Origin of the sequence: Methanolobus sp. WCC5 (assembly GCF_045690325.1) — an archaeon.
Lineage (GTDB): Archaea > Halobacteriota > Methanosarcinia > Methanosarcinales > Methanosarcinaceae > Methanolobus.
This window is the reverse complement of record NZ_CP146981.1, coordinates 972,195-988,534: the sequence shown is the minus strand read 5'-3', so window position 1 is coordinate 988,534 and position 16,340 is coordinate 972,195. Positions and strand designations below refer to the sequence as shown.

At 45.8% G+C, this 16,340-nt stretch carries 19 protein-coding genes and 1 tRNA gene; 1 reads left to right on the top strand and 19 read right to left on the bottom strand.

What is annotated here, in order from left to right:
• Positions 1–56 precede the first annotated feature (56 nt).
• Complete coding sequence (locus tag V7O64_RS04775) at positions 57–1,070, bottom strand: transcription initiation factor IIB (RefSeq protein WP_023846028.1); 1,014 nt, start codon at positions 1,068–1,070, stop codon at positions 57–59.
• 101 nt (positions 1,071–1,171) lie between these two features.
• Positions 1,172–1,504, bottom strand: coding sequence for an H/ACA ribonucleoprotein complex subunit GAR1 (locus V7O64_RS04770; protein ID WP_407356882.1), 333 nt, complete (start codon positions 1,502–1,504; stop codon positions 1,172–1,174).
• Between the two features lie 159 nt (positions 1,505–1,663).
• Here V7O64_RS04770 and ppdK point away from each other — a divergent pair, with 159 nt between their 5' ends.
• A complete protein-coding gene (gene ppdK, locus V7O64_RS04765) occupies positions 1,664–4,324 on the top strand; it encodes a pyruvate, phosphate dikinase (RefSeq protein ID WP_407356881.1) in 2,661 nt (886 codons plus the stop codon).
• A 19-nt stretch (positions 4,325–4,343) separates the two neighbouring features.
• On the opposite strand, the gene V7O64_RS04760 is transcribed toward ppdK, so the two are convergent.
• The 17 genes from V7O64_RS04760 to serA form a co-directional block, all read right to left on the bottom strand.
• Positions 4,344–4,487 (bottom strand): hypothetical protein, encoded by a 144-nt coding sequence (locus V7O64_RS04760; protein ID WP_407356880.1) that lies wholly within the window; start codon positions 4,485–4,487, stop codon positions 4,344–4,346.
• A 127-nt stretch (positions 4,488–4,614) separates the two neighbouring features.
• Positions 4,615–5,580, bottom strand: a complete 966-nt coding sequence (locus V7O64_RS04755; RefSeq protein WP_407356879.1) for a polyprenyl synthetase family protein — start codon at positions 5,578–5,580, stop codon at positions 4,615–4,617.
• Positions 5,581–5,599: 19 nt separating this feature from the next.
• On the bottom strand, positions 5,600–6,946 hold the full coding sequence (locus V7O64_RS04750) for an RNase J family beta-CASP ribonuclease (RefSeq protein WP_407356878.1): 1,347 nt from the start codon (positions 6,944–6,946) through the stop codon (positions 5,600–5,602).
• Positions 6,947–7,042: 96 nt separating this feature from the next.
• Positions 7,043–8,152, bottom strand: a complete 1,110-nt coding sequence (gene fni, locus V7O64_RS04745; RefSeq protein WP_407357261.1) for a type 2 isopentenyl-diphosphate Delta-isomerase — start codon at positions 8,150–8,152, stop codon at positions 7,043–7,045.
• Positions 8,153–8,155: 3 nt separating this feature from the next.
• Positions 8,156–8,950: an isopentenyl phosphate kinase gene (locus V7O64_RS04740; protein WP_407356877.1), complete on the bottom strand. Its 795-nt coding sequence runs from the start codon at positions 8,948–8,950 to the stop codon at positions 8,156–8,158.
• A complete protein-coding gene (locus V7O64_RS04735) occupies positions 8,937–9,860 on the bottom strand; it encodes a mevalonate kinase (protein ID WP_407356876.1) in 924 nt (307 codons plus the stop codon). Before V7O64_RS04735 ends, V7O64_RS04740 begins: the two co-directional genes overlap by 14 nt.
• Positions 9,861–9,884: 24 nt before the next feature.
• Complete coding sequence (locus V7O64_RS04730) at positions 9,885–10,682, bottom strand: MEMO1 family protein (protein ID WP_407356875.1); 798 nt, start codon at positions 10,680–10,682, stop codon at positions 9,885–9,887.
• Between the two features lie 70 nt (positions 10,683–10,752).
• The gene (gene rpsB / locus V7O64_RS04725; protein ID WP_407357260.1) at positions 10,753–11,349 is read right to left on the bottom strand and encodes a 30S ribosomal protein S2; all 597 of its coding nucleotides are present in this window, start codon (positions 11,347–11,349) and stop codon (positions 10,753–10,755) included.
• A 71-nt stretch (positions 11,350–11,420) separates the two neighbouring features.
• Positions 11,421–11,603, bottom strand: a complete 183-nt coding sequence (locus V7O64_RS04720) for a DNA-directed RNA polymerase subunit K (protein ID WP_407356874.1) — start codon at positions 11,601–11,603, stop codon at positions 11,421–11,423.
• A 196-nt stretch (positions 11,604–11,799) separates the two neighbouring features.
• Positions 11,800–11,898 (bottom strand) — tRNA-Pro (locus tag V7O64_RS04715).
• Entirely contained in the window at positions 11,899–12,087 is a 189-nt protein-coding gene (locus tag V7O64_RS04710) for a DNA-directed RNA polymerase subunit N (protein ID WP_407356873.1), read from the bottom strand. It abuts the tRNA gene before it with no gap.
• 10 nt (positions 12,088–12,097) lie between these two features.
• Complete coding sequence (locus V7O64_RS04705) at positions 12,098–12,502, bottom strand: 30S ribosomal protein S9 (protein WP_407356872.1); 405 nt, start codon at positions 12,500–12,502, stop codon at positions 12,098–12,100.
• A 17-nt stretch (positions 12,503–12,519) separates the two neighbouring features.
• Complete coding sequence (locus V7O64_RS04700) at positions 12,520–12,939, bottom strand: 50S ribosomal protein L13 (protein WP_407356871.1); 420 nt, start codon at positions 12,937–12,939, stop codon at positions 12,520–12,522.
• Between the two features lie 9 nt (positions 12,940–12,948).
• Complete coding sequence (locus V7O64_RS04695) at positions 12,949–13,329, bottom strand: 50S ribosomal protein L18e (RefSeq protein WP_407356870.1); 381 nt, start codon at positions 13,327–13,329, stop codon at positions 12,949–12,951.
• A 134-nt stretch (positions 13,330–13,463) separates the two neighbouring features.
• Positions 13,464–13,943 carry a DUF2240 family protein gene (locus V7O64_RS04690; protein WP_407356869.1) on the bottom strand — a complete coding sequence of 160 codons (480 nt, stop codon included), beginning with the start codon at positions 13,941–13,943 and terminating at the stop codon, positions 13,464–13,466.
• A complete protein-coding gene (locus tag V7O64_RS04685) occupies positions 13,940–14,380 on the bottom strand; it encodes a hypothetical protein (RefSeq protein WP_407356868.1) in 441 nt (146 codons plus the stop codon). Before V7O64_RS04685 ends, V7O64_RS04690 begins: the two co-directional genes overlap by 4 nt.
• A gap of 93 nt (positions 14,381–14,473) precedes the next feature.
• Entirely contained in the window at positions 14,474–16,045 is a 1,572-nt protein-coding gene (serA, locus tag V7O64_RS04680) for a phosphoglycerate dehydrogenase (protein WP_407356867.1), read from the bottom strand.
• Between the last annotated feature and the right edge of the window lie 295 nt (positions 16,046–16,340).

Genomic DNA, 16,340 nt, shown 5'->3' with positions numbered 1-16,340 from the left:
GGAAGCCATATTGTGATCTTCCTTTGTTTCATTTGATCTTGTTCGCGCTTTTATTCTCAGAGAATGATCTCGATATCAAGCTCTTCTGCAAGCTCTTTATAGCGGTTGCGGATGGTAACCTCGGTAACACCTGCAACATCGGCGACCTCACGCTGGGTACGGCGCTCACCACAAAGGATGGATGCAATGTAAATTGCTGCTGCTGCAACACCCGTTGGTCCGCGTCCGCTGGTTAGTTCCTTCTCGGAAGCCTGCCTTAGGATCTCCACTCCACGGGATTGGACCTCTCCTTTAAGGTTAAGTCCTGAGCAGAACCTTGGAACATAGTCTATCGGGGAGGTGGGCATGAGTTTCAGGGACAGTTCCCTGGAAATGAAACGGTATGTCCTGCCAATCTCTTTCCTGCTTACCCTTGATACTTCTCCTATCTCATCCAGCGTTCTTGGCACACTGCACTGGCGGCATGCTGCATACAGGGCGGCGGCTGCAACACCTTCAATGCTCCTTCCACGGATGAGGTTCTTGTCAACTGCCTTCCTGTAGACCACTGCAGCGGTCTCACGTACGGTCCTTGGCAGGCCAAGTGCTGAGGCCATACGATCCAGTTCGGACAATGCAAAAGCAAGGTTCCTTTCCGTAGCATTGCTTACACGTATCCTACGCTGCCATTTTCTCAGCCTGTACAGCTGGGCCCTGTTCTTTGAAGAAATGGATTTACCGTATGAATCACGGTTCCTCCAGTCTATCATGGTGGACAGACCCTTGTCATGGATAGTATAGGTCATAGGTGCACCCACACGGGAGCGTTTCATCCTCTGGTCATGATCAAAGGCACGCCATTCAGGTCCTTCGTCCACAAACTCAGCATCAACCACAAGTCCGCAGTCCGAACATACAAGTTCTGCTCTCTCATAGTCCTGTACCAGGTTACGGCTGCCACACTCAGGACACTGGACTTTTGCTTTTTCTACCTCTGCGCTCTTATCTTTCTCTTTACGTGCCTTGATCATTGCACGTATTTTCTCCCTTTCGGAAGTATCGGAATATCGTACCCTTTCAACTTCGACCATTCAAATCACCTTCAATAATCATTTAACAAAATATATTTGGTAAGTACATTTTTAGTCATTCACAGCTCACAGCGTAAATATCATCAATTCACTTCAATTCATCATTGAACGTAAACCCTTTCGTTTACAAGTTTCTCCAATCCGGAAGCTATAACTCTCTTCTCAGGTTTCAGAGTAAAATAAGGCTGGTCAACAGGACCAAATATGCCGGAAACCTTTCCTATGGGCTTTATGGATTTATCAAGAACAAAAGAGTTAAGCCGTGGCAACTCTTTCATTGACCCGGAAAACTCCTTCATGTCGCCTCTGACAACAATTTCGTTTTGCCTTGAAATATGCAGGATCTGACCTAATCTTTTCATATGTCTTCTTTCATTGTATTTAGGTTTTGTACTATATGGTACGTTTATAGTATATAAGTGTATCGTAAGCATTTTAATATTGATTTTTTTCAGTACAAAAACATATCTGTTCATTTTCCGACCGGGTAAGTCACTCGCAGACCACAAGCTTAAAGTTATAAAAGAACTATTGTGGCACGACTTAATACTAATGAATGTCCATCATATATTCTTATGCATGGAGGAAATTCGGTGGCAGATAAGAAATTCGTATATTTTTTCGGGAACGAAGAAACTGAAGGTAAAAATAGTATGAAAGATCTGCTGGGTGGCAAAGGAGCCAACCTTGCAGAAATGGCCAACCTGGGAATCCCTGTCCCTCCAGGATTTACCATAACAACTGAAGTTTGTTTACTTTATCTTGAAAAGGGCTCTTATCCTACTGAGGTTATCGACCAGATAAATGACACTATATCAAAACTTGAGAAGGTGACCGGCAAAAAGTTCGGGGACAACGAGAATCCTTTGCTTCTTTCTGTCAGGTCCGGTGCAAGGGTCTCCATGCCTGGTATGATGGACACTGTTCTGAACCTGGGTCTGAATGATGAGACTGTAGCAGGCCTGGCTAAAAAAACAGGTAACGAAAGGTTCGCTTATGACAGTTACCGCAGGTTCCTTACAATGTTTGGTGATGTTGTGCTTGGAATCGAGCACGAAAGGTTTGAATCCGTGTTGAGTGATAAGAAGAAGGAACTTGGTGTAACACTTGATACGCAGCTCAATGCAGATGCCCTCCGGGAGCTTGTTGAAACATTCAAAGGCATAATCAGGGATAGTACCGGTGATGTCTTCCCTCAGGATCCGCGCATTCAGCTCCAGATGGCGATCGATGCAGTATTCAATTCCTGGAACAACCAGCGTGCGATTACTTACAGGCGTCTGAATAATATCCCAGGGGAATGGGGCACTGCTGTGAACGTACAGTCCATGGTCTACGGTAACATGGGTGAGACATCAGGCACAGGTGTGGCATTCACCAGGGACCCTGCAACAGGTGATAAGCGCTTCTTCGGTGAGTATCTCATAAACGCCCAGGGCGAGGATGTGGTTGCGGGTATAAGGACTCCCGAGCCAATAGCAACCCTTGAAAAGACAATGCCTGATGCATATGCAAAACTTGAAGAGATATACAATAAACTGGAAACCCACTTCAAGGACATGCAGGACATAGAGTTCACTATTGAGGAAGGCCAATTGTACATGTTACAGACAAGGGCTGGTAAACGGACCGCTGCAGCAGCTCTTAAAATTGCTGTTGATATGGTCAATGAAGGCCTGATTGACAAAAGAACCGCTATCATGCGGGTCTCTCCTGAACAGATTGATCGTCTTTTACATCCGACTATTGATTCTGATGCTAAATATGAAGTTGTTGCCACCGGTCTTCCTGCATCTCCCGGAGCTGCCGTTGGCAAGGTCGTTTTCACTGCAGAGCATGCAGAAGCCATGGCAAAGAACAATGAAAAGGTCATTCTCGTCCGTACTGAAACATCTCCTGAGGACATCGGTGGGATGGATGCCGCACAGGGAATACTCACTGTAAGGGGTGGCATGACATCCCATGCGGCCGTGGTTGCAAGAGGTATGGGCAAACCATGTGTTGCAGGATGTGGCTCTGTCAGTATTGATATGAACAACGGGACATTCAATGTTTCCGATATCACTATCAAGGAAGGGGACTTTGTGACAATAGACGGCACAACCGGTAACCTCATCATCGGCGAGGTAGGGCTGGTAACGCCGGGTGTGAGCGGTGAGCTTGATGTGCTTCTGACATGGGCTGACGAAATAAGGGATATGGGTGTCCGTACCAATGCAGACACGCCCCATGATGCCCAGGTAGCCAGGGATTTCGGTGCTGAGGGCATAGGACTTTGCAGGACAGAGCACATGTTCTTCGGAGAGGACCGCATTCCTGCAGTAAGGGATATGATCCTGGCAGAAGATTCCGATGTAAGGAAAGCCGCACTTGAAAAACTCCTTCCTATGCAGAAAGAGGATTTCATTGGACTTTTCAGGGTTATGGAAGGCCTTCCTGTGACCATTCGCCTGTTAGATCCGCCTTTGCATGAGTTCCTCCCGAAACATGAGGAGCTTGCAGACAGATTGAGGGCACTTGAAGCAGAAGGTGGCAATACCAGAGAAACAGAGCGTATCAGGAAACTGATGGAACGCGTAGATTCCATGCTGGAGATCAACCCCATGCTTGGTCACAGAGGTTGCCGTCTTGGGATCACATATCCTGAGATATATGATATGCAGGTAAGGGCTATCATCGAAGCTGCATGTGAACTAAAGGCAGAGGGAATGGATATCGTTCCTGAGATCATGATACCTCTTATATCAGATGTAAGTGAACTTAGCTCTGTCAAGAAGAATGTTGTGGCAGTTGCAGAATCCGTTATGGCTCTGAAAGAGGTCAAACTGGATTATCTTGTGGGAACCATGATAGAACTTCCAAGAGCGGCCCTTACAGCAGATAGGATCGCCCGGGAAGCAGAGTTCTTCTCGTTTGGTACCAATGACCTTACACAGACTACTTTTGGTTTCAGCAGGGATGACGCAGGAAAGTTCCTCCCCTTCTATATAGAGAAATCCCTGTTATCAAACGATCCTTTTGCAGTACTGGACCAGGAAGGTGTTGGTGAGCTTGTGAAGATAGGTATCGAAAAAGGCCGATCTACAAGACCAGGCCTTAAGATAGGCATCTGCGGTGAGCATGGCGGAGAACCAAGCTCAGTGAAATTCGGCTACAACATCGGATTGAACTATGTAAGCTGTTCACCTTTCCGTGTACCTATAGCAAGGCTTGCAGCAGCACAGGCAGTAATTGAAAAGCAGGATGATCCCTGATTCTTTAATGTATTTTAAGCTACCTTGCAGCATCCTGCTGCAAGGTGTATATTTTCCTGTCAGGGGTATTTTTCTTTTTCAGATGGTTCTTTGTATCCATGATCTGTTTTGTATTCCTGATCAGTGTTGCCGGTTTGGTAGGTCTGATATACCTGTTCCGCATAGTTCCATTCACAGTGTCCGGTCAATGAATGTTATCATTGCTCTGAAAAAAAAGTATGAAGGATTATTTCCTTCAGACATATAAAGCATATATTTAAAGACCGATCTGTCAAAAAATACGTGGCAGATCAATATGATCTTGTTATCATATAATCCGCGACAGCCAGAAGGATCCTCTTTGCTTCTGAATCCTCTACCACGTCAAGAAGCTCTTTTCCTTTCGCCACATAGGACAATGCAAGGTCTCTTACATAATCTATGGATCCTGCATCTTCAAGCTGGCGCACAGCCTCATTTATCTCTTCGGTGGTAGCTTCCCCTTTGCCGAATATCTTAAGGTCCACTCCTTTGTTCAGTGCGTGTATGGCAATAAGGGTCTTCTTGCCTTCCATGAGGTCACTGCCTCTGACCTTTCCAAGCACCTCTTCAGGTGTTGTCATATCGATGACATCATCATATATCTGGAAAGCGATCCCTATCAGTCTTCCGCATTCATAGAATGCATCAGCAACCTCATCCGGTGCACCGCCCATGATGGCACCGATCTTCATGGAAGCGGCATAGAGAACTCCTGTCTTCTTCTCGATCATCTCAAGATATTCTTCCTGCGTGACATCCGTACGATCCTCGAATTCCACATCCATCCACTGCCCTTCACAGATATCTCTGCATGTCTTGGATAGTATATCAATGCATTTCAGGATGCTCTCCGGCTCTCCAGCTGCATGTGTGAGTATCTCAAAGGCTTTTGAGTAAAGGGTATCACCTGCCAGGATTGCTCCGGCTTCTCCCCATTTGACATGTACTGCCGGCATTCCGCGGCGTATGTCATCCCTGTCCATAATATCGTCATGCACCAACGTGAAATTATGCACAAGCTCCACTGCCACTGCAGCCGGAAGAACTTTTTTAAGATCGGAGCCAACAGCTTCCGCAGCAAGTATGACAGTTGCCGGACGCAGCCTTTTGCCCCCTGCATCCGGAAGATATCTGGCTGCCCTGTAAAGTTCATATGGTTTGTCGATGGGGAGATATTCCTCGATACCCCTGTCAACGTACACAGAACGCTTTTTTATCTCTTCGATCAGATCCATAAACATCCCCGTTATTACATTACTCTTCTTCAATGTAGAGTTCTTCCCCGTTCCTCAGCAGGTGCAGGGTGTCTCCAAGTACGTATCCTGCATCTTCAGCCATCTGGATGTACTCACTGTGCATCTGGATGGTGCCGTGTGCCGGTATAACATGTTCTGGTTTGAGCATCCTGAGCAGTTCCCAGTGATCCTCACGGTATGCATGTCCTGAAACATGTACATTGTCATATATCCTTGCTCCCCGCATCTTAAGCTTAGTCTCTAAAGAATAGCGGTTTGCCTGCGTCATTGGATTTGGTATCACATTGGCTGAGAATATAATCCTGTCACCTCTGTCTATCTTATAGGGCGTCTCTCCACTTGCGATCCTTCCAAGCACTGCACCAGGTTCTCCCTGGTGACCTGTGACCACTGGCAGGTACTTGTCCTTCCCGGATTCCATTATCCTGGTAAGGGCTTTATCGATCTCTCTGCGGTTACCGTAGATCTCAACCGTTTCAGGGAGCTCGATATATCCCATCTGGTGGGCGGTTGCAATATACCTTTCCATGGAACTTCCCATAAGTACGGGGATCCTTCCCATTTCTTCTGCAAATTTAACAATCGAATTCACACGGGCCACATGTGATGCAAATGTTGTTACGATCATGCCCACATCCGCTTCTTCGGTTTCGATAAGAACATCCCTGAGCATGGAGTGTGCTATCATCTCAGAAGGAGCCTTTCCATTGCGTCCTGCATTGGTACTCTCTGTTATCAGCGCGATGACCCCTTCCTCCCCAAGTTGTTTCAACCGGTTGAAATCAGGTGCATCCCCCAGTGTAGGAGTTCTGTCAAGTTTGAAGTCACAGGCATATACAATGGCACCGCTTGTTGTATGGATAACCAGGAACACAGTATCGATTATGCTGTGCTGTGTATTGACGAATTCTATCGTTATCTCCTTTGTTATCTCCATGGTATTCCCTGCATTCAGGGATACTATATTGTTCTTAACTCCGAATTTCCTCTCTGACTCTATCTGGTGTTTTATAAGGGTTGTTGTATAAGGGGTTCCTATAATGGGGGCTGTATACCTGTGTGCAAGTTTTGATATGGCGCCGATGTGGTCAAGGTGTCCGTGTGTACAGACGATGGCACGCACATTGCCATTCACCTCTTTCATGATGGTGTCATCGGGAATAGCTCCCATCTCAATAAGCTCAAGTGAATGCATCTTGTCTATCTCTACGTCCTCGTGTATCTGGACCCTGTCCAGACGCAGGCCCATATCAACGATGATGATATCATCATTGATCCTTATAGCAGTCATATTACGGCCCATTTCATTATAGCCGCCAACTGCAATGATTCCTATTTCTGTCATATATATTACTCACTACATATTATTCATATTTTAATTGTTTACTTAATCAATACATTTTTATAAAATATTCAAGCCCGTTTGACCTATTGATGAATATCATACTCTCTGGAACTCGGTATTCTTTGAACGAAGGGCCATATCTTTCACATTAAAGCCCCGCAGTTCAAGATACTCCCTTGTCCAGCCACTTATAACGGCAGGCGCCAGTTGAAGATCGTTAACAGTTTTGCATCCGCAAAGGAACATTGCCACCTTCAGCTCATTGAGCATGTGACGGATGCTGCTTACTACTTCCTCTTTTCCCTTCATTGCAGGTCCTACAAAAGGAAGTGCAGCACTTCCAACAGATGCACCCAATGCAATTGATTTTGCAATATCCAGGCCACTTCTCAGTCCGCCGGTTGCAATTACGGGAAGGGATACACTGCATTCAACTATGCTTGGAGCGGTGGGTATTCCAAAATCCCAGAACAGCTCACCTAACATCTCATACATGATATCTTTCCTTTCTCTGGCACGGTAAACTTCCACACCCGACCAGCTGGTGCCTCCTACGCCACCTACATCTATGGCAGATACGCCTGCTTCCTTAAGCAGGAATGCATCTTCATGTGATATGCCTGCACCGGTCTCTTTGACTATAACAGGCACTGCCAGTGAACATATCTCTTTTATAACATCCAGAACACCGGAAGCGTCCCTGTCACCTTCAGGCTGTATGGCTTCCTGCAGGAAGTTCAGGTGAACCGCAATGGCGTCGGCATCTATCATCTCGATTATCTTCTCGACGCCTTCAACACCATATTCCCGTATCTGTGCTGCACCTATGTTACCATAAACAAATGCACTGGGTGCTTTATCCCGCACGATACGGAAAGAAGCTTCATGTGACGGGTCCTCTATGGCCGCCCTCTGGCTTCCAACGCCAATGCCTATACCAAGTTCCTCGGCAGCTCCTGCAAGTGCTGCATTGACAGGTATTGTTTCCGGATGTCCGCCTGTTATGGACGCTATCATGAAAGGTGCTTTCATGTTCTTATCCAGGAAACGTACTGACAGATCCGTATCTTCCATGTCCATCTCCGGCAGGGCTCTGTGAACCAGCATCACGTCATTGAATCCTGGCCCGATGTTCCTTGATTCTACCGGACTGGCTGCGCATAGCTCAAGATGCTCTATTTTTCTCCTGGAAGTGCTCATGATAATACCTTAAGACAAATTAGATCCGTACTTTCCGACACCACATATCGCAGTGCCTATGTTCTTACCTTTGAGGAAACACGCTACGTTTCCTTCATTCCCTGCATTGAATATATAAGAAGTACTTTTTGACTGCTCACTAAGTTCTAAAAGCTCAAGTACTTTTCCCAGCATACCGCCAGTAACGTCGGTATTTGCCGAACCTCCAAGGCAATCTTTAATCCTGTCAAAGTTATCCTTACTTATTGCCGGCAACGCTTTGCCTTGATCGTCCAGAACTCCCTCTTCAGCACTACCGATGCCTATCCTTGATGCTTTCAGTTTAATTGCAAGATAGGGCACTATCTGGTCTCCAGAAAGGACAGAGGTCCCAAGTTCGGTGTCCATCACCATATCCCCATGAAGCACCGGTATGAATCCGTTATAAAGCATTTCCTTTATGGGTTCAAGGAACATGCTCCTGATGCGTCCGTTTTCAGATACGGCACATGCCATGGGATGCAGGGGTAATGCATTGACCCCGGCAGAGTTAAGGGCTTCAACAACCACTGTGTTAAGCTTCCTTACGGACATATGTGTTATTATCGAGCCGGTATGGTCGAAATTTCCCTTAAGTCCGAAACGTTTCACCTGCGGATGTCCAAAAGATCCTGCTCCGTGTACAATGATGAGCTTTCCTTCAAAACCTGCAATTTCGCCGGCAATTCGCTCTATGGCATCCATCCTTACTGCACCATCATCAGCACTCTTGTCGGTGATGACACTGCCACCTATCTTCAGGATAGTAATGTTATCTTCGTCCATTAAATGACTCCAGTCTTACGCCTTCTTCAGTATTTTTCGTTATTATGGCTTCTCCCCCGGCATCCTCTATGGCTTTTACAATTCTCATCGTGTCCTTGTCCTCTGCAATCACTACAATGCACCCTCCACCACCTGCACCTGTAATCTTGGCACTGATGGCGCCGCTGTTACGTGCTGCATAAACAAGGTCTGAGAGTTCCGCACTTCCTACGCCTATGGCATCGAGAAGTCCCTGGTTCACATTCATGAGCTTTCCGATGGTCACGTAGTCATTCTTACTGACAAGCTCCTCGGCAAGTATGGACATCTGGCCAATGTTGGAAAGTATGGGGTCTATCACAGAAGGGAATTCGCTGCGAAGCTTTGCAACATTGCCCACAAGTTCCTTTGTAGAGGAGAATTTGTTCGTGTTGCCGATGATAATAGGACATTTAAGGAGGGGTAGTCTCTTTCTCTGAGGTATCATCACAACCCCGCCCATGGTACTTACATATGTGTCAGTGGGACTTGCGTTGCCCTGGACTCTTATTTCGATCTCATGTGCAGTTTTTGCCACATCTTCCGGTGAAAGCCCGCAACTGAGTAAGTGATTCAATGCCTGGATGCTGGCAACGGTGACAGCAGCTGATGATCCAAGCCCTGAACCTACAGGAAGCTCTGATTCTATTCTGATCCTTACTCCCCTCAGGTCTGTAAGGCTTTTCATCATTTCGATGACATGGGTTACGTATGGGTGGACCTTAAGATCCGGCCCGGTGGTTCCGAGTATGGATTCTATTATCACATCATCGTTCTTTTCCACATGGACCTTTGTACGTAGTTCAACTGCACAGCAGATGGCGCTTTCTCCGTACACCACTGCATGCTCACCAAAAAGGTAGACTTTCCCGGGTGCAGAACATGTGATCATAGAATCCCTTCTTTTGTATTTCCCTTATTCCACCGTGATGGCCGCGTATCCTACAACTCCTGACATATCTCCGGTTACATCACCGCTTGTTGCATATTTTATTAATGATGCGTGTTTTGCACCAAACTCTATTGTAGCTGACAGCATTGCTGCAATAGGGCCAAAGCCGCATGCTGAGATATTCCTTTCCTCCCTGCGCCTGTAAAATCCTGGAATGTCCATTCTGAGTATGGCTTCAATGAGATAATGGTCATTCTCCCGGGCAACGCTGGCTGGCTGGTAGTGAGTGAAATCACTTGATGCAATGAACACTACTTTCTTTCCTGATTCCCTGGCAGCTCTGGCAACTTCCTTGCCTACCTCAACTGCAGTCTCCTCATCCTGAAGTCCCATGCAGATGGGAAGTATTCTGAAATCACTGCCAAACCTGTGCTGTAAAAAGGGTATCTGAACTTCAATCGAATGTTCAAAATGATGTGCAAGCTCATCAAAGTCTATGATGGTTCCGGCAAGCAGCTTTCCAATATCCCTGTCAGTTTCGATTACTCCCAAAGGCGTACTCCACATGTCCTGTGACAATGCCACGGGTGTGCCATAACCTGTGTGGTTGGGCCCAAAGAGTACATAGGTATCTGCTTTCGGAAGCAGTGCATATGCATGTGCTGCCACTTCACCCGAATATGTGTACCCTGCATGAGGGACGACAGCGCCAAGAAGCTGCCTTTCAGAAATGGCAACTTCCTTAAAGCATCTGCCCAGTTCCTTCTTCAGGTTCTTAGTGTTTAACGGGTAGAACTGACCGGCAACGGTAGTCTGTCTCATACTACTGATCACCCCATTATCCTATAAGGGTTCTTGATATATGTAGTATGCTTCACAAGGTACTGTCAGTTCATACTCCGGATTCGAAATCCTCAAGTTCGTAAGTGAACATTGAATCATTGGCCTTTGATATCTCCCTTGCAAGTAACCAGTATACAAGGGACAGTGCCTTTCTTCCTTTGTTGTTGGTGGGGATAACAAGGTCTACGTTGGATGTCATGTTATTTGTATCACAAAGTGCCACAACAGGTACTCCGATATTAACGGTTTCCTTGATGACCTGTGCATCTCCTGTAGGGTCAGTAACGATAACTACGTCAGGTTCATAGAAATTCTCTATCTTTGGGTTTGTGAGTATTCCGGGAATGAACCTTCCTACCATGGACCTTGCACCAATGGCCTTTGCGAACATCTTTGCAGGGAACTGTCCGTATTGTCTTGCAGATACTACAAGTATCCTTTTTGGATCATATTTTGAAAGGAATGCTGCAGCGAGCCTGATCCTCTCATCGGTTGCCTGTATGTCAAGTACATAAAGACCGTCTGTCCTTACACGGTAGACGAATTTCATCATGTTCTCTGTCTTCTGCTGGGTACCAATATGCACACCAGCGGCAAGATACTCATCAATTGGTACGAGTGATGTTGTCTTTGCCTCTTCACCCATATCTGATGTCGTCTCTGTTGGTGTATTAACTTCATTAATTGTAGTTTCTTCTGTAGAATCCATAAAATCACCTAATTAGCATTATTTCTTTTAACAGTAATCGGGATAACCCCGAGTTCGAATTCTTTCTTGGCAAGGTATAATGAGTTCATGCTTGGATCATCGATGAGCACCGGAGCTCCCATTGAGATCTGCAATGCCCTTGCACCAACGATTCTCGCCTTTTCATACCTGGTATAGTGTTCTGCAGTCAATAGATCACCTAATTAAAATCACGTGGAAATATCACAGCTCATTTATTGATAGCTACCCCTATTGCTTCCAAAAAGTCATCCTGTATGAATAGCCATTAATGCGGTCAATGATAAACATAATAAATAATTTTATCCGGAATCCCTCCGAATGAGGTCGTAAACAATTCATTTCCAGCACACCCTGTTAAAAAGGGTATGGGACCGCTGAGATTTGAACTCAGGTTCCGGCGTGTTTCGCATACAATATACATATGTCCCGAACGCCGAAGGATGGTCCAGGCTACCCTACGGCCCCTTACTGGTATGGTGCAAGAGTATCTACTAGCCCGACATGTGAAAGGATCATCCTTCTGCAGCAATATCGTGTGACTCCAAGGTCATTGAGCACTGCTGCCGGATCTTCTCCTTCATTAACACGCTGCTTGAACTCTTCCCAATGATTTGAGACAACTTTTCCACAGCTGAAGCATCGAACTGGTATCATGTTTCATTGCCTACCTGTATGATTTCTGATATCTGGCACGTGCACCGGGTCCGCCAAACTTCTTTGTTTCCTTCTGCCTGGAGTCATTTACCAGGAGATTGCGGTCGTATGCCATATAACTGTCCCTGAGATTTGTGTCGTTGGTCCAGTCAACAATACCTCTGGCAATTGCGGTCCTTGCAGCATTTGCCTGGCCAATGATCCCTCCGCCCTTGACAATTACATCTATGTCTACACTTTCAGCAATATCGCCTGCAAGCATAACTGCCTCAACGATCTTCAGTTTTGCGAACTCAGGGTCATATATCTCCAGTGGCTTTTTGTTTATGCGCACCTTTCCGGTTCCCTTCTTCACAGTTGCACGCGCAATGGCTGTTTTCTTCTTACCTGATGAGGTTACAACTTTAACGGACATTATAATCTTCCTCCTTCTTAGAACTTAGCACCCAGTTTCTTGCTGACATCGCCAAGTCTGAGGTATTTGTTTGAGCTCAGACGGTCCATGCTTGCCTCTTCTATCTTTACGGCTTCCTTATTGCTGAGTTCCATCGGGATGCCAACATAAACCTTCAGGCGGGACATTGCATCTCTTCCCCTTGCACGCTTGTAGGGGAGCATTCCCCTGACCGTCCTTTTGAGGATCCTGTCCGGTCTTTTCGGGAAATATGGTCCAAACTCCGGCTTACCTCTTACCAATGTCTCTTCATATTCCCTTAATGTGGTGAACTTTGAACCGGAGATCACTGCCTTTTCAGCATTGATGATCTCTATCTTCTCCCCGGCAAGCAACTTCTTTGCCACAGTACTTGCAAGCCTTCCAAGAATGAGTCCTTCTGCATCGATAATTGTCATCTTCTTCACCTACTGTAAGATTCTGATCCCGGACCCTTTAGGGTTCTCTTCCAACATCTGCTCGATAGTCAGGCATTTGCCGCCAAGGTCTGTGATCTTCTCCATTGCAGTCACGCTGAAATTATATGCTGCTACAGTGACTGCTTTATCAAGTAATCCTGAGCCCAGTACCTTGCCTGCAACAAGGACAGTCTCTCCATCCTTTGCGTACCTGTTGATCTTACTGAGGTTTACCTGCGCGTAGTTCCTTCCAGGTTTTTCCAACCTCTGAGCCACATCTCTCCAGATAGCGACTTCGTTCTGACGTGCCCCTTCCTTAAGTGCTGCAATGAGCACAGGAGTACGGGGATTTGTCTTCCTTTCGATTTTTACTTTTGTATTCTTGCTCATAATGTTCCTCCGCAAGAGTATGTCTCACTCACGCATTGAATGCGTTCGAACATCCGTAAGGTGCCAGTTAAGTAAGAGCATGATCGCCTGTAAAATCAGACTGGTGTGTGAATAACATTAATAGTACATAAAGATTATGAAGGTTCATCTGCTTTGCCAAACACGTTGCCATAAACTCTTTCATATAGGGATTCAATGTTACAGCCTGTTTCCTTTGCCGTAAGCAGCCCGGCAACTTCTATATCCACCAGGTCCCCAAGCTGCTCCTGTTTACTATTGATAAGTGCTGTCACTTCCCTTGCATTCTTTCCGCAGTTGGCCACTATCAGTGCAATTATGTCCTCGATGACAGACCTTTCAGTGAATATAGAGTCAGAAGGCCGGAAAGCATGAGGTACATCTATTTTCCGGATGTCGAAATTAGGCACAAGCCCCTTCCCATCGAATTTCAACAGGTTTGCTCCTATTGCCCTGTCCCTTATCTTCGATGCAAGATCGGGTGCCATCCATTTAAGGTCAAAGGAAAGTGCGAATTCAAAATCCTTGATGGACAGGGAATCCTTGTTGTTTCGTTTGAAAGGGGTTGCGGTCACCAGCATCAACTCATCCATCATGAACCTCTGCGAAGCTCATCAATGATAGTATCGGCAACCCTGCCACATTCTGTTCTTTTAGGACCGTCAATATGGTTGATCTGGAGCACCAGCAGTTCATTCTCAAGAATGGCCCTCACAAGATAAATATCTCCCCTGAAAGGTACACGATTGTACTTTCCGTCAAGATAACTGTACCTCAGATGTATCCTGAAATCCATGATCCCCTCTTTTTCAAGGGTTTCCAGTACCTCATCCACAGAATCATAGTTCAGAGGGGAAAAATCAATTCCATTGGTGACAACTTCCACACTAATTTCCCTTTTTGCCTGTATGCGGTGTCCTCTCTGGGTGACGGATTCTGTAACGAACATGCCAAACTTCCCATCCATATTCGCCATTACCTTGACAAAAAAAGGAAGGTCTGAATGGTAGCGATATTTCTGTTCAAATTCCACAGTTCTGTGTGGAAACCGGTGATATATGCGTTTTCGCATCATATTCAATTGCTACCATCCTTTTCTTTTTCAATAGAAGCTACTTTGCAGAGCTTAAAGTTTGATGAGCTTTGCGTCTATTATTCCTTCAACTGCCCGCATCTCTCCCAGAATAGGCTCGGGTACCTCTGAATCCACGTTAAGGACCATTATAGTCGTTCCGCCTATATCTGCCCTTCCGACCTGCATACCGGATATGTTGATGTTGTTCTTACCAAGTGCCATGCAGCAGGGTCCGATCACATTGGGTTTGTTGACATGCTTTGCCACTATGAGATAGCCGGATGGCACCATATCGACGCGCTCCTCATTGACAGCGATGATCTTACCTTTACCACCTACCACCGTGCCGGCAATTGATGCTTTATCCTCGCCCATTATGATCTCTACTTTTATTGTTGAACTGAACTCTTCAGTTGTTTCTGATCTACTTTCAACGACATCCACTTTTCTTGACTTTGCCAGGGCCCCGGCATTGACATAGTTGACAGCAGAGCCAAGTGCAAACTGGAGCATTCCTTTTATTGCGGCAACGGTGACAGGACGTATGTCCTTTTCTGCAATGTCGCCGTTATATGATATTTCCATCTTCTCATAGTTCTTACCCAGAAGCTGAGCACATGCATTGCTCATTTTTTCAGCAAGCTGGATATAAGGCGCAAGCATGGTCATTACCTCAGGCTTGACCGATGGTATGTTTATGGCGTTCTTCGCAGTTCCTCCCTCAAGCACGGAAACCACTTCTTCGGCAACTGAAACAGCCACATTTATCTGTGCCTCTTCTGTCGAGGCGCCAAGGTGGGGTGTAGCTATAAGGTTTTTACATTCAAGGAGCGGACTGTCAAAAGGTGGTTCGCTGACAAATACATCAATTGCAGCACCTGCTATTTTTTTACTGTTCAGTGCATCTGCAAGTGCTTCTTCATTGATTATTCCTCCACGTGCACAATTGATAATTCTGACGTTGCTTTTCATCATTGCGAACTCTTCTGCATCGATGATGTTCCTGGTCTCTTTTGTGAGAGGGGTATGAACAGTTATAAAGTCCGCCTGCTTTACGATATCATGCACTGACATCATCCGGACTCCCATTTCCTTGGCCCTTTCTTCCGAAACGAAGGGGTCGTATGCCAGGATGGTCATGTTAAGTCCCTGTGCTCTTCTGGCCACCTCAGCACCAATACGGCCAAGACCGATAACACCAAGGATCTTTCCATTGACCTCAACACCCATGAACTTGCTGCGTTCCCATTTTTTTGACTTGAGAGACTCGTTTGCCTGTGGGACGTTCCTTGCAAGGGACATCATCATTGCAATAGTATGTTCTGCAGCGGAGAGCATGTTCCCTTCAGGTGCGTTGACTACAATGATCCCTTTTTCTGTTGCTGCTTCCACATCCACATTATCCACACCTACTCCGGCTCTGCCAATGATCTTCATCCTGTCGGCAGCCTCAATGACCTTTCTTGTAACCTGGGTTCCGCTTCTAATCACAAGTGCATCATATTCGGGTATCTTCTCAACGAGTTCCTCTTCTGAAAGCCCTTTAAGGACATCAACCGTGAAATGCTGCTGAAGTATCGTTAATCCCTGTTCTGATAATGGATCACTAACTAGTACTTTCATTTTGTATGTCTCCGCAGTATAAGTGCAATATAGGTAATTGCGCATATTGGTTTATATGGTTAAGGGCTAATGCGGTTATATCTTTTTCTACATATGCCCCGATGCTTGCATAGCTTCTTTCAAGCTATTTTAACCTGCTTTTCAAATGCGCCATTTTACATATACTTGTCTCTTCAAAAACTTAAATACTTACCACCATAAAATTCAATAGTCTTTAATTCTGCCTTTTTTCCCGGAATAAATAGGAACATATATATAAAATATCTGATATTAGCCTTAAACACCGGTAAAAATT

Coding starts and splice junctions, on each gene's coding strand:
- V7O64_RS04710 (WP_407356873.1), bottom strand. CDS start 12,087: ATGATACCAGTTCGATGCTTCAGCTGTGGAAAAGTTGTCTCAAATCAT.
- serA (WP_407356867.1), bottom strand. CDS start 16,045: ATGAAAGTACTAGTTAGTGATCCATTATCAGAACAGGGATTAACGATA.
- V7O64_RS04690 (WP_407356869.1), bottom strand. CDS start 13,943: ATGATGGATGAGTTGATGCTGGTGACCGCAACCCCTTTCAAACGAAAC.
- V7O64_RS04775 (WP_023846028.1), bottom strand. CDS start 1,070: ATGGTCGAAGTTGAAAGGGTACGATATTCCGATACTTCCGAAAGGGAG.
- V7O64_RS04770 (WP_407356882.1), bottom strand. CDS start 1,504: ATGCTTACGATACACTTATATACTATAAACGTACCATATAGTACAAAA.
- V7O64_RS04700 (WP_407356871.1), bottom strand. CDS start 12,939: ATGACAATTATCGATGCAGAAGGACTCATTCTTGGAAGGCTTGCAAGT.
- V7O64_RS04730 (WP_407356875.1), bottom strand. CDS start 10,682: ATGAGACAGACTACCGTTGCCGGTCAGTTCTACCCGTTAAACACTAAG.
- V7O64_RS04760 (WP_407356880.1), bottom strand. CDS start 4,487: ATGCGGAACAGGTATATCAGACCTACCAAACCGGCAACACTGATCAGG.
- V7O64_RS04735 (WP_407356876.1), bottom strand. CDS start 9,860: ATGATCACATGTTCTGCACCCGGGAAAGTCTACCTTTTTGGTGAGCAT.
- rpsB (WP_407357260.1), bottom strand. CDS start 11,349: ATGGGTGAAGAGGCAAAGACAACATCACTCGTACCAATTGATGAGTAT.
- V7O64_RS04695 (WP_407356870.1), bottom strand. CDS start 13,329: ATGAGCAAGAATACAAAAGTAAAAATCGAAAGGAAGACAAATCCCCGT.
- V7O64_RS04705 (WP_407356872.1), bottom strand. CDS start 12,502: ATGTCCGTTAAAGTTGTAACCTCATCAGGTAAGAAGAAAACAGCCATT.
- V7O64_RS04755 (WP_407356879.1), bottom strand. CDS start 5,580: ATGGATCTGATCGAAGAGATAAAAAAGCGTTCTGTGTACGTTGACAGG.
- V7O64_RS04740 (WP_407356877.1), bottom strand. CDS start 8,950: ATGGACGAAGATAACATTACTATCCTGAAGATAGGTGGCAGTGTCATC.
- V7O64_RS04750 (WP_407356878.1), bottom strand. CDS start 6,946: ATGACAGAAATAGGAATCATTGCAGTTGGCGGCTATAATGAAATGGGC.